Annotated in this window: 12 protein-coding genes; 7 read left to right on the top strand and 5 right to left on the bottom strand. The window is 68.4% G+C overall.

Annotated features, from left to right (window positions below; all coding sequences use genetic code 11):
* The first annotated feature begins 157 nt into the window (after positions 1-157).
* The 5 genes from AT701_RS03470 (at position 158) to AT701_RS03450 (ending at position 4,691) form a co-directional block, all read left to right on the top strand.
* Positions 158-1,174, top strand: coding sequence for a L,D-transpeptidase (locus AT701_RS03470; RefSeq protein WP_223495311.1), 1,017 nt, complete (start codon positions 158-160; stop codon positions 1,172-1,174).
* Between the two features lie 323 nt (positions 1,175-1,497).
* Complete coding sequence (locus AT701_RS03465; RefSeq protein WP_058125187.1) at positions 1,498-2,040, top strand: hypothetical protein; 543 nt, start codon at positions 1,498-1,500, stop codon at positions 2,038-2,040.
* Positions 2,041-2,315: 275 nt separating this feature from the next.
* Positions 2,316-2,861, top strand: a complete 546-nt coding sequence (locus tag AT701_RS03460) for a GAF domain-containing protein (RefSeq protein WP_223495309.1) — start codon at positions 2,316-2,318, stop codon at positions 2,859-2,861.
* Between the two features lie 91 nt (positions 2,862-2,952).
* A complete protein-coding gene (locus AT701_RS03455) occupies positions 2,953-4,101 on the top strand; it encodes a zinc-dependent alcohol dehydrogenase (protein ID WP_036452516.1) in 1,149 nt (382 codons plus the stop codon).
* An 11-nt stretch (positions 4,102-4,112) separates the two neighbouring features.
* Positions 4,113-4,691: a hypothetical protein gene (locus tag AT701_RS03450; RefSeq protein ID WP_036452512.1), complete on the top strand. Its 579-nt coding sequence runs from the start codon at positions 4,113-4,115 to the stop codon at positions 4,689-4,691.
* Here AT701_RS03450 and AT701_RS03445 read toward each other — a convergent pair.
* The 3 genes from AT701_RS03445 to AT701_RS03435 are packed head-to-tail and all read right to left on the bottom strand — an operon-like array spanning position 4,688 to position 7,107.
* Positions 4,688-5,629 (bottom strand): NAD(P)/FAD-dependent oxidoreductase, encoded by a 942-nt coding sequence (locus tag AT701_RS03445; protein ID WP_058125185.1) that lies wholly within the window; start codon positions 5,627-5,629, stop codon positions 4,688-4,690. The two genes, AT701_RS03450 and AT701_RS03445, sit on opposite strands and share 4 nt — an antisense overlap.
* A 44-nt stretch (positions 5,630-5,673) precedes the next feature.
* Positions 5,674-5,883 (bottom strand): hypothetical protein, encoded by a 210-nt coding sequence (locus AT701_RS03440; protein ID WP_058125184.1) that lies wholly within the window; start codon positions 5,881-5,883, stop codon positions 5,674-5,676.
* A gap of 45 nt (positions 5,884-5,928) precedes the next feature.
* A complete protein-coding gene (locus AT701_RS03435; RefSeq protein ID WP_058125183.1) occupies positions 5,929-7,107 on the bottom strand; it encodes an acyl-CoA dehydrogenase family protein in 1,179 nt (392 codons plus the stop codon).
* Between the two features lie 75 nt (positions 7,108-7,182).
* On the opposite strand from AT701_RS03435, the gene AT701_RS03430 reads away from it, so the two are divergent.
* Positions 7,183-8,394, top strand: a complete 1,212-nt coding sequence (locus AT701_RS03430) for an NAD(P)/FAD-dependent oxidoreductase (protein WP_058125182.1) — start codon at positions 7,183-7,185, stop codon at positions 8,392-8,394.
* On the opposite strand, the gene AT701_RS03425 is transcribed toward AT701_RS03430, so the two are convergent.
* Complete coding sequence (locus AT701_RS03425) at positions 8,375-10,393, bottom strand: acetate--CoA ligase family protein (protein ID WP_223496080.1); 2,019 nt, start codon at positions 10,391-10,393, stop codon at positions 8,375-8,377. The two genes, AT701_RS03430 and AT701_RS03425, sit on opposite strands and share 20 nt — an antisense overlap.
* 53 nt (positions 10,394-10,446) lie before the next feature.
* Positions 10,447-12,108 carry a phytoene desaturase family protein gene (locus tag AT701_RS03420; protein ID WP_011727106.1) on the bottom strand — a complete coding sequence of 554 codons (1,662 nt, stop codon included), beginning with the start codon at positions 12,106-12,108 and terminating at the stop codon, positions 10,447-10,449.
* Between the two features lie 117 nt (positions 12,109-12,225).
* On the opposite strand from AT701_RS03420, the gene AT701_RS03415 reads away from it, so the two are divergent.
* The gene (locus AT701_RS03415) at positions 12,226-12,915 is read left to right on the top strand and encodes a TetR/AcrR family transcriptional regulator (RefSeq protein WP_058125180.1); all 690 of its coding nucleotides are present in this window, start codon (positions 12,226-12,228) and stop codon (positions 12,913-12,915) included.
* Positions 12,916-12,921: the final 6 nt, after the last annotated feature.

Genomic DNA, 12,921 nt, shown 5'->3' with positions numbered 1-12,921 from the left:
GAGGCCCACCTGGGCGAATGGCGCCATCTCGCAGGTCGTGCTCAAACCGTGATGATTCTTTGACCGAATTGCTTGTGCACGAGAGCTTTCGATGAGTCCCCGGACCCCTACCATCCTTATTGACAAACTTGTAATTTACGAGGGAAATCGGAAGCCAATGCGCGTGGTCTTATGGGGTGCCCTCGCGGCAGTCGGGATCTCCGCCGGTGTCGGTCTCGCACCGGTGGACGTCAATCTCGCCGCCGCGAATCAGTCCTACCGCACTGCCATCGCGTCGGTCGAACCGACGCCGGGTGCGGTCGTGGGCATCGGGCATCCCATCGTGGTGACCTTCACGACACCGGTCACCGACCGCCGCATGGCCGAACGCGCCATCGGCATCAAGACCCACCCCGAGGTGAAGGGTTCGTTCGAGTGGGTCGAAGACAATGTGGTGCAATGGGTTCCGGACGACTACTGGCCGGCCCACAGCACCGTGGCACTGTCGGTCGGCAACATTCCGTTGCAGTTCAAGACCGGACCGGCCGTCGTCGCCGTCGCCGACATCTCCGACAAGACGTTCGTGGTGACGATCGACGGGGTCCCCGCCGGACCACCGGAGCAGGCACCGGAACCCCCGCCGGAACAAGCACCCGAACCCAATCCCGAGGTCCCGGTGCGCGTGAATGCGGCCCAGGACGATCCACGCATGCCCGAGGTGATGGTGCGCGTGCCGGCCAAAACCGCCGCGCCGGAACCCCCGGAGCCGGAAGAGCCTGAGGCCCTGGCGATTCCGGGCATGACGCCCACACCGGACATCCCGCCCGGTCCGCCGTTGCCCTCGCCGCACCATCGCCTGCACTGGGGCAAACCGGGCGTCCTGCCTGCCACGATGGGCAGGCCCGAATACCCGACGCCGGTCGGCAAGTACACCGTGCTGGCCAAAGAGGGCTCGGTGACCATGGATTCGAGCAGCGTGGGCATTCCGATCGACGCGGCAGACGGTTACCTCATCGACGTGGACCACGCCGTGCGCTTCACACGCCGCGGGCTTTTCGTCCACCCGGCGCCATGGGCCGAAAACTCGATCGGTTATGAAAACGTGAGCCACGGTTGCATCGGTTTGAGCGTCACCGACGCGGAATGGTACTTCGACGCGGTCAACGTCGGCGATCCGATCATCGTCCAGGAGTAGCGCCGACGTGTATGCCCACCCCCGCGTGGCGCGGGCCACTATCCCGTTGCCACACAATGTCTTTCGCCCGACCGTGCCTGGTGCGGCTCACCGGGTGACGACGCGCGCGCCGCGACGCAGCATGGTTGCTGTATCCGATATCCGTTGCCCGGCAACGCCGAACATCACTGTTCGGAAACGATGCGGTGCGCCGCGTGTCGTCTTGCGCAACGACTGCCGACAATTAACGCAGTCGATTAAACCCGACTTCAGCGGGGTTGAGCACTTTTGCTGCGCAACACCATCGCTGATTTGTTTGAGCACGAATGAAGGAGTCAACGTCCATGGCGATCTTTGATCGATTCAACTGCGGAGCGGTTGCTGCGGGGGCTGCGGTATGTGGGGTCGCTCTGGTCTTGAGCCCAGTCGCGTCGGCCGTCACGCCGCTGGTCACCGGCGGCGACGCGTGTCTGCACGAGCAGGCGGGCACGGTGGGCGCGGCGGGCGCTCCCGCGGGCGCAGCCGCTGCACCTGTCGGCGCGGCGTGCGCGGCCGCACCGATCAGCGAGATGGCGGCAGGGGTGCCGTTGGCCCCGCCCGGGCCCGTGCCGCCCGTCCCGGTCGCACCGCCCCCGGTGGTCCCGCCGGTCGTCCCGCCGCCGCTGGCCCCGCCGGTTCCCCCGGTGCCGCCCGTCGTCCCGCCCGCGGGCGTGCCGCCGATCGCGGCCGCACCGATCGCTGCTGCCGCCGGCCCCATCGCGCCTGCCGCCGCGGGCGCACCGCTGCTGGAGATGTCCGGCCTCGGCGGCAAGGGCCAGCCGACCGGACCGGCTCCCGCAGGCGCACCGGCGCCCGGCCAGCCTGCGATGCCCGGCCCGCAGCACTAGGACGGCACCCGGACGGCACTGACACGGTGCCGCTGCCCGATGGCAGCGGCACCGTTGTCGTACTCGCGTTCCAATTTTCACCTCCGACCGCGTTTGGCCGTCCCCACCGCGGGTACTACAGATCCGCTGCTGTTCGCAGCTGTGCAGCGAGTTCTCTTGGAGGTTCTGTGTCCGGCCATGGCGGGATTGACACCGCACGAATCGAAGCGGCTTTCGCGGAGCTCGTCCGCACATCCGCTGACCCTGACCCGTATGTGATCTTGGCCCGGATCACGATGGCCGCCGTGGATGAACTGCCTTCCGTCCATCACGCGGGCGTCACGCTTCTGGGCAAGCACGGCGTGATCCGCTCGCTGGCCGCCACCAACGGCCACCCGCTGGTCCTCGACAAAATCCAACGCCACTGCGGCGACGGCCCCTCGTTCACGGCCGACGGGCACGTGACTGTGATCGACGACCTGACTGCCGAGACCCGCTGGCCGGAGTTCACGGCGCGCGCGGTCGCGGCGACGCCCATCCGGTCGATGCTGCAACTGCCGCTCACCGGGCACGGCACCGCGAGCGCCACGTTGAATCTCTACTCCAACCAGATCGGCGCCCTCGACGACGCGACCCTGGCCGCCGGCCTGTTGATCGCCGAGCACGCGTCGCAGATCTTCGCACCCCGGCGGTCGCGCAGGCGTCGCAAGGCCACCACGCGCCCGGTCACCGACAAGGCCCAGGCCATCCCGCTGCCGCGTCACCACCTCGACGCTGTCGCCGTCATCGAAAGCCGTCGGTCGGTGCCCAGGCACATCCGTGCCCAGCACGATTGCGCCTGAGCCGATCTGACACCGGCCGTTTCAGCGGCTGCGCGCGGGGTACCTCCGGATGGCGCCACATTTTTCGATGGCACAGATCTAGGGAGACCGTATGCGAGCCATGGTGTATCGCGGACCGTACAAGATCCGCTTGGAAGACAAACCGATTCCCGCGATCGAGCATCCCAACGATGCCATCGTCCGGGTCACCAAAGCCGCGATCTGCGGATCGGATCTGCACCTCTATCACGGCATGATGCCCGACACCCGCGTGGGCACGACGTTCGGACACGAATTCATCGGTGTCGTCGAGAAAGTCGGGCCCTCGGTGCAGAACCTTTCCGTGGGTGACCGGGTCATGGTGCCGTTCAACATCTTCTGCGGATCGTGTTACTTCTGCGCCCGCGGGCTGTACTCCAACTGCCACAACGTGAACCCGAACGCCACCGCGGTCGGCGGCATCTACGGCTATTCCCACACGTGCGGCGGGTACGACGGCGGCCAGGCCGAGTTCGTGCGGGTGCCGTTCGCCGACGTCGGCCCGTCGATCATCCCCGACTGGCTCGACGACGAGGACGCGCTGCTGCTCACCGACGCCCTGGCCACCGGGTATTTCGGCGCACAACTCGGCAACATCGCCGAGGGAGACACTGTCGTGGTGTTCGGCGCGGGCCCGGTGGGCCTGTTCGCCGCGAAGTCGGCGTGGCTGATGGGCGCGGGCCGGGTGATCGTCATCGACCACCTGGAGTACCGGTTGGAGAAGGCACGCACGTTCGCCCACGCCGAGACCATCAACTTCGTCGACTGCGACGACATCGTGGTGAAGATGAAGAGGACCACCGATCATCTCGGGGCCGACGTCGCGATCGACGCCGCGGGCGCCGAGGCCGACGGCAACTTCTTACAGCACGTCACGGCGACGAAGCTGAAACTGCAGGGCGGGTCTCCGATCGCGTTGAACTGGGCGATCGATTCGGTGCGAAAGGGCGGCACCGTATCGGTGGTCGGCGCCTACGGCCCCATGTTCAGTGCGGTGAAATTCGGCGATGCATTCAACAAGGGCCTGACCCTGCGGATGAACCAGTGCCCGGTCAAGCGCGAGTGGCCGCGGCTGCTGTCACACATCAAGAACGGTTATCTGAAGCCCAACGACATTGTCACCCACCGGATCCCGCTGGAACACATCGCAGAGGGCTACCACATCTTCTCCGCCAAGCTCGACGACTGCATCAAGCCGATCATCGTCCCTACCGCCAGCTGACAAGGACTCTCATGGCTTACACCGCACAAGGACCCATCCGCCCCGACAGCGACGTGCTCCGCGCGCGTATCCCCGGATGGGGTGTGGACCTCCCACCGCAGCCGCCGTCAGATCAGGAGGCGAGTGCGCCGGTCCCGCTCCCGGAGGCGCACTGGGAGTTCCCCGACCTGCAACCGGAGAACCGGCCGCGCGAACGGTCCATCGAACACAAGATGCTCACCCCGGTGTTCGGCACCGCGGCGCCGCTCAAAGGCCTGTCCGGTGCGATCCGCAGACACGCCTATGCGAAGTACAGCGAGACCAGGGCCGCGCACTGGCTGCTGCTGCTCGGCGCCGACCGGGTCGACGCCATCGAGCACCATCTCGCCTCGATGTTCACGCTGCGTCCCGACAACCCCATCACCGAGACCGGCGTCAAGAGCGAGTTCACCCACAAAGGCTTCAGCTCGCGGGTGGGCCGCAAGCGCACCGACCTCAGCCACACGTGGATCGATCCGATCCTGGTGGCGGGGCCGTGGATTCTGTTCGGGGTCGCGGTGGTGCGCGGCGGCGGCACCCTCGCCGCGCGCCTGCGCAACCGGCGGAACTAGTTCGATCCGGGCGGGTACGGCAGGCCGAACTCGTCGGCGAACAGGCTCTGCACGATGATCTTCGCGGCCTGCGAGCCCGCGGCGATCGCCGACGCGACGGAGGGTTCCTCGGTGCACGTGTCACCGGCCGCGAAGACCGAGTGCACCGTGGTGCGGTGCATCTCGTCGACGTCGATGGCGTCTGACGCGAGCTCTCCTGCGGCGCACTGTGCGCCGAGTTGACTCGCGAGTTCGGAGCGTTGCCGCAGCGGCGCCTCGACCAGCAGTCCGTCGCGTTCCAGGCGGGTGCCGTCGGAGAACGCGATCGCGGTCAGTTGACCGTCCTGCCCCAGCAGTTCGGCGATGCGGCGCTCGTCGATGGTCACCTTGGCGTTGTCCAGCAGACTCCGGTCGCCGGACGACAGGTCCGACGGACCATCGGTGAGCAGTACGACGTCGTCGCTCCAGCCACGCAGCATGAGGGCGGTGTTGACGCCTTCTGCGCCGGCCGCGAGCGTGGCCAGCCGCTGGTCGCGCAACTCCCAGGCGTGGCAGAACGGGCACTGGAAAACCGTTGTCCCCCAAAACTTGTCCATGCCGGGCAGGGACGGCGGGCAGTACTGCATACCGGTGGCGAGCAGCACCCGCTTGGCCGTCACCTGCGAGCCGTCGTCCAGGTCGCGCACCGACCCGCCGTCGGCCGGGGCGCCGCGGACGACGCACCCTTCACGGAATGTGAAAGTGGGATAGGCGGCGAGTTCGCGACGCCCCTGCGCATACAGCTCGTGTGGTGGCCGGCGGTCGTGGCCGAGCAGACCGCCGATGGCCGGGGCCACGCCGTTGCTCGGCTCTCCGGCGTCGATCAGCAGCGTCCGCCGCCGGGCCCGCGCTAGCACCAGCGCAGCACTGAGCCCCGCCGCTCCACCACCGACGACGACGCATTCCCATTCATGATCCATCCGGCAAGCCATACCCCGAATGCGGCCGGTCGAACCCTCAGGGGTCAGCGACGGGACGCCCGCCCGACGCGCCATCCGGTCACTGCGATGCCGACCCCCACGAGCAGGATGATCGGGCCGAGGATCGACCACGTGGTGGTGTTGCTCATCGGACTGCCGCCCACCACACCGAAACCCTGCAGCGCGAACAGCAGGCCGCACAATGTGACGAACACACCCACGATGCCGAGGACAACCGCGCCGACACTTCGCATGCCATCACAGTAGCGACTCCTGGGCACAGCCGACCGTCGGCGAACTCAGCCGGCTGTGCCCAGAAGCGCCTGCGGTCCGCGGTTCATCAGCTGGCGGGCCACGATGATCCGTTGGATCTCGCTGGCGCCTTCCCAGATCCGCTCGACGCGCAACTCCCGGAACATGCGTTCGGCGACGTTCTCCCGCATGTAGCCGCGACCTCCGAACACCTGCACGGCGCGATCAGCGGCCCGTCCGGCCATCTCCGAGCAGTACAGCTTGGCCATCGAGGCCTGCCCGTGCAGGGTCTTGCGGTCCAGCCCCGCATCGATGGACCGGGCCACCTCGTAGAGCATGGTGCGGGCCGCGAACAGTTCGGTGGCGCTGTCGGCGAGCATGCCCGCCACGAGTTGGTGGTCGCCCAGCGGCTTGCCGTCGACGATGCGGGTCCGGGCGAAGGCCGTCGTCTCGTCGAGCAGGCGCTGGGCGGCTCCCACGCAGCGCGCCGCGACCATGAGCCGTTCGAACCGGAACCAGTCCTGCGTGAACGTCATGCCCTGTCCCTCGGCGCCGACGAGATGCGTCGCGGGCACCCGCACATCGGTGAACGCCACGATGGGGTGCTCGTCGGCGATGTGGTGGCTGTACTGCGGTGTGCGGACCACCTCGACGCCGGGTGAGGGAAGATCCACCACGAGCAGTACGTGATCGCCTGCGTGGTCACCGTTTTCGAGCACGGCCTGCACGAACACGTAGTCGGCGAGGTTGAACGACGTGACGTGCCACTTGACGGCGTTGATGACGTACTCGTCGCCCTCTCGGCGGGCGGTGGCCGCGAGGTCGGACACGTCGGAGCCGGCGAACTCCTCGGTGATCGCATAGGCCTCGTGCTTCTCGCCGCGCACCGTCGGTAGCAGCCACCGTTGTCGCTGATGGTCGGTGGCGACTTCGACCCACCACTGCGGCGGGGTGTGCATGACCCACGCCAGGCCGTTGGTCACGCGCCCGACCTGCTCCTGGACCAGAACCTGCTGCAGCGCGGTGCAGCCGGGGCCGCCCGCGGATTTCGGGATGTTCGTGGCATACAGGCCCAATTCGATTGCGCGGGCCTGGAACTTCTCCGTCAGTTCCTTGGGCATCTTGCCGCCCGCGGCCTCGGCTTCGGCCTCATACGGCATCAGGGATTCGGCGAATGCGGATGCCGTGTCGCGGATGCGCAAGTCCTCGTCGCTCAGCCCGTACATGCGGTGTACCCCATCTCTTCGGCGGCGCCCTCGACCTCTTGACTGATCGTTCAGTCTATGCCACGGTTTCGGAGTATGACCAGCTCATCTTCCACGGCCGATGTCGTGGTGGTCGGCGGCGGCACCGTCGGCGCGTGGACCGCCGTGCTGCTCGCCGAAAGCGGTGTGGAACACGTGGTTCTGCTCGAGGCGGCCACCCTCGGTGACGGCGCGAGCAGTCGCGCCGCGGGCATGGTGCGCGCTCAGGGCGGCACCGAGACGGCCATCCGCTTGGGCATGCGGGCGCAGGACTTCTACCGCGAGAGCGGGGACCGCTTCCCCCTGGACTGCGGGTTCCGGGCACAGGGCTATCTCATGCCGTGCTTCAGCGAGGCCGAGGTGCAGCAGGCGCACGCGCGCATCGCGCTGCAGAAGAGCCTCGGGTTGCAGGTCGAATGGCTCTCGTCGTCCGACATCGACGCGCGCGAGACGGGCCTGTCCCCCGGCGTCACCATGGGCGCGTCCTACGCGCCCGGTGACGGATACATCGACGCGCCGCGAAACGTGTTGGCGTACAGTGCCGCACTCGCCGTCCACCGTGTCGATGTGCGCGAGCACTGCACGTTCCTCGGCCTGCGCACCGAGTCGGGCCGCGTCGTCGGCGTCGACACCTCCGCCGGCCCCGTCGACACCGGGCACGTGGTGCTCACCGGCGGTCCGCAGCTCTCCGAGGTCGGCAGCCGCGCAGGCGGGCGCATCCCGGCCGGCGGGACCCGCCACCAGGTGGTGGTCACCGAGCCACTGCCTGTCGATGTGCACGCACTGCCCATGGTCTTCGACCTGATGTCGGGGATTTATTGGCGGCCCGGGGAATCCGGCGGTCTGCTGTGGGGGATGAGCAATCCGGAGGAATTGCCCGGCGCGGCCCGCGAGTTCGACTGGGTGTACTACGACAAGATGCGCCACCGGATCGGTGAACTGCTGCCCGTGGTCAAGGGATTGGGTCTGCGACGGGCGTGGGCCGCGACCATCGACTACACCCCCGACCATCTGCCCATCCTCGGACCGCTGATCGGCGACGACGGCCCGATCGACGGTACGGTGGTGGCCAGCCCGGCCGGGCACGGCATGATGTGGGGCCCGGCGGTGGCCCAGGTGGCCGCCGACCTCACCACCACAGGAACATGTGCGTGGCTCGATCTGACCGACCTGGGGCTCGACCGGTTCGACGCCGAGGGGCACAGCCGTGTTGCCCCCGAACCGATTTCGCTACCGTTTCCCGAACAGGTCAGCCGGGCACCGAGTTAGGCACCACCAACGCGTCGACGGCGACCGCACCGGTGGCCGACACGATCACAGGGTTCGCCTCGACCGCGTCGAGCATGTCGCCGAGTTCGACCGCCATGGCCGAGAACGCGACGATCACGTCCACCAGTGCGTCGATGTCGGCAACCGGTCCGCCGCGCCACCCGGTGAGCAGGGGCGCGATCCGGAGCTGATCGACGATGCGTCGTGCCGTGGTGCGTGACACCGGCGGGCACACCACGACACGGTCGCCGTGCAGTTCCACCGCCACCCCACCGGCCGCGACCACCACCAGCGGACCGAAGGCCGCGTCGCGCACGAATCCGACCGAGACCTCGACCCCTGCGGGCACCATGGCATCGACGCTCACGGCCGGTCCCAGCCGGGCCGCCATGTCGTCGTACACGGCCACCACCTCGTCGGGCCCGCTCACGCCCAGCACCACTCCCCCGACGTCGCTCTTGTGCGCCGCCCCCGCGGTTTTCACCGCGACCGGGTAACCGATCGCGGCGGCGGCCGCGACCACCTCGACACGCGAGTGCGCCGGCCGGGAATCGGGCACCGCGACGCCGTAATCGGCCAGCAGGTCGAACGCCGGACCCGTGGCCCGCGACCACCGGTCACGCCGAACCGGGTCGACCACAACAGGTTCTGTGTCCACCAGGAGCGGCCACGCCGCGAGATGTCCCATGGCCGCCAGACCGCTGCGCATGCCCTCCAGCACGGCCACCCCACGGTCACGCAGTCGCTGCGCCATCACCGGGTCGATCGCCGACGGCACCGAGGCCAGCACCGCCAGCGGCGCCTGACCCTCGACGTCGAGCACGGCATCGGTGTAGGCCGTGTCGCCGTCGTACTCGGTGACCAGGTCGACGGCCAACGCCGTGACCGCGACCGCCGGGTCCTCGACCATCGCACGCAGACAACCCCCGAACACCGTCCGGGTATCGGCACCCGTGCCCCACATGTCGAGCGGGTTCGACGGAGTCAACCCGTCGTCCAGCAGATCACCGATCACGCCCAGCGTCCGCGGTGACAACTCGGCGAACTCGACGCCGATCTCGTGGGCCACGTCCGCGCACAGGGCACGCTCGGCACCCGAGTCGTGCACAGTCGCGATCCCCCTACCCCCTCCCCGTCGCTGAAGCCGCCCGGACCGCGCCTCACACGCGAAAAGCTCGAGCGTGTCGGTGAACTCGGTGAGGTCGGTGGTACGGACCGCTCCCGTGGAGGCGCAGAACGCCGCCCAGCCCGCGGCGTCGCCCGCCAGCGCGCCGGAGTGCGCGGCCACCATCGCACGTCCCCGCGGTGAACCGCCGACCGTGAGGATGACGACCGGGACGTCCCGTTCGGCGGCCTGCCGCAAAACGTTACGCAGGCGGGGCGCCGCGCGGGGGGTCTCCAGCAGCAAGCCGATCACCTGGGTGCCGGGATCGTCCAGCGCGTATTCGACGTAGTCGGCCGTGTCGGTGACGAGCTCCTGCCCGGACGACACCGCGAGGCGGAATCCGAATCCGCGACGCGCGCGCAGCAGGGTCGAGAACGCCGACCCGGAGTGCGTCACCAGCGATACGCCGCCGGCGGGAAGCGGATCCGGCTCCAGATAGCCCAGAGCACGCACGCCGGTGACGGTGTTGACGAAGCCCATGCACCCGGCACCGCACAACGCCATCCCCGCGCGCGTCGCGATGTCGGTGATGGCCCTGCGCATCCCGGCCCCGTGCGCCGATCCGAACAGCACCGCCGAACGCACACCGGCAGCGGCCGCGGCCTGCAGTTGGTCGATCAGCGCGTCGTCGGGGACCCCCAGCAGCACCAGGTCGGGTACCTCGTCGAGGTCGTCGAGCGACGCGTGGCACGGGAGGTCGCCGATACGGCGGTAGCGGGGGTTCACCAGATGTGTTCGCGCCGAGCCTCGCCGGGCCTCGATCACCATGCGCTCGCCGAAACTGCCCGGGCGCGCGCTGGCGCCGATCACGGCCATCGACCGCGCGCCGAGCATGGTGGCCACGGCGGCGCGCCGTGCCGTCAGATCGCCGACTGTGACGTGCGCGTTCAGGAGCGCCCGCCCAGTGCCGCGGGCAGTCGCTTACGCAGGGCCTCGCTTCGGCGTGCGCGCTTCTTGTCGGCCAGCACCGCGCGCGCGGCCTGCCAGCCGGGGATGCCGCACACTCCGCCCCCGGCGTGGGTGGCCGAACTGCCGTTGTACAGACCGGCGATAGGTGTGCGGTAGTCGGCGTAGCCGGGTGCGGGCCGCATGTGGAACAGCTGCTCCAGCGACAGTTCGCCGTGGAAGATGTTGCCGCCGATCAAACCGTACTCATGCTCCATGTCGTACGGGCCCACGATGTCGCGGTGGGTGATCGACGCCTTGAAGCCGGGGGCCACCTGGTCGTACAGCTCGATGAGGCGGTCGGCGTACGCGTCGAGTTCCTCGGTGTGCGGCTCGGCTGCCCACTCGGCGGGAACCCACTGTGTGAACAGCGACATGATGTGTGTGCCATCGGGATTGAGCGTGGTGTCGAGTGTGGTGGGGATGACGCCGTCGCTGAACGGCAACAGCGCGGGTTTGCCGTTGCGGGCATCCTGGAACGCGGCCTCGATGAACTCCATGGTGGGGGCCATCTCGACCGATCCGGTGTGGTGCTCGGCGATGCCGGAGCTGGGGTCGGCGGTGAAGTTCGGCAGCTCGGCCAGCGCCAGGTTGATCTTGACGACGCCGCTGCGGGACTTCCAGTGCTCGATGTCGCCGACGAAGTCCTGGGGCAGTTCGGTGCGCGGGATATGGTCCAGGAACGCGGTTTTCGGGTGCAACGTGGTGACCACCACAGGGGCGTGGATCTCGTCGCCGTTGTCCAGCACGGCACCCTCGACGCGTCCGTTGCGCACCAGCAGGCGTGAAACCCGTGCGTTGGTACGGATTTCGGCGCCGAAACTGCGCGCCGAGCACGCGATCGCGGCGGACACCGCGCCCATACCACCTTCGGGGAATCCCCAGCTGCCCAACTGACCGTCGCCGACGTCGCCGATCGAGTGGTGCGCCATCACGTACGCGGTGCCGGGCTCGTACGGGCCGGCCCACGTGCCGATCACGCCGTTGACCGCGAGTGCGCCTTTGATCTGGGGGGATTCGAACCAGTCGTCGAGCAGGTCGGCGATGCTCATGGTGAGCAAACGCGTGATGTCGGCGACGGCGCGCGACGTGATCCCCCGTTGCCCCCACGCGAGTTTGGCGAGGTCGAGCAGATCAGCAGGACGGTGCGAGCCGATGTTGGGCGGCACCTGTGTCAACAGCGGGCCCATGACGTCGGCGATGCCTTCGAGCCACGCGTTCCACTTGGGCCACGCGTCGGCGTCCTTCTTCGAGAACCGGGACAGTTGTTCGTAGGTGCGCGCCGGATCGTCCTCGTAGATCGTCAGCGATCCGCCTTCGGGGAAGGCCTGGTAGTAGGGCCCCATGGGATGGACCTTGTAGCCGTGGCGTTCGAGGGCGAGATCGCGCACGATGGTCGGCGGCATGAGGCTCATGACGTAGGACAGGCGCGTGACCCGCAGGTGCGGCGCATCATCCCACGGCGCTTCGGTGGTCGCGGCACCACCGAGCGACGACCGGGATTCGAGGACCAACGTGCGGGCGCCTGCGCGGGCCAGATACGCGGCCGAGACCAGACCGTTGTGGCCGCCGCCGATCACCAGTGCGTCGTAGTTGTTCGACATCGGAGACTCCCACCTCGCGTCACCGCGACAGGCATCCTGACTGACTGTTCAATCTAACGAAGTGTTAGGCTTTGGACAAGTAGCAGCGTCGCCACTTGTGGAGGGAGTTCGCAGAGAATGGCAGATCCGGCACCGGCCACCGAGAACAACGAGGCTCGGCGGATCCAGATGCTGCGCACCGCAGCAGAACTCATCTGCGAGCGCGGTTTCTCCGACACCCGCATCGCCGATGTCGCCAAGCGTGCCGGCGTCAGCTCGGCCCTGGTCATCTACTACTTCGGCACGCGCGACCGGCTGCTCGTCGACGCGCTGCGGCACTCCGAGGAATCGTTCTACACCGCCGCCGAACAGATGCTCGCCGAGGTGTCCTCGCTGCGCGAGCGGTTGTCGCTGCTGATCCGCTGGACGTGCGTCCCCGACGGCGGCACCGATGACATCCCCGGCGCGTGGGGCCTGTGGTTCGACCTGTGGGCGCAGGCTTTCCGGCATGACGAGGTCAAGGCCGGCCGCATCGAACTGGACGCGCGGTGGCGCCGCATGATCATCGACGCGCTGGAATCCGCCGAACCCGGCGAGCTGCGCAGCGGTGTGGACGCCAAGCTCTTCGCCCTGGAGTTCTCGGCCCTGCTCGACGGGTTGTCCATCCAGGTGGCCCTCGATGATCCCGAGGTCGACGCGGAGGTCGCCTACCAGATCGCGATGCGGTTTTGCGAGCGTGAGCTCGATCTGCCGCCCAAGAAGGCCTCGGGCCGCAAGCCCGCGAAGGCCACCAAGTCGGCCAAGGCTTCGCAGCCGCGCCGCCGCTGACCGCGC

Origin of the sequence: Mycolicibacterium smegmatis (genome assembly GCF_001457595.1) — a bacterium.
GTDB lineage: Bacteria > Actinomycetota > Actinomycetes > Mycobacteriales > Mycobacteriaceae > Mycobacterium > Mycobacterium smegmatis.
This window is presented reverse-complemented; position numbering and strand designations above follow the sequence as displayed.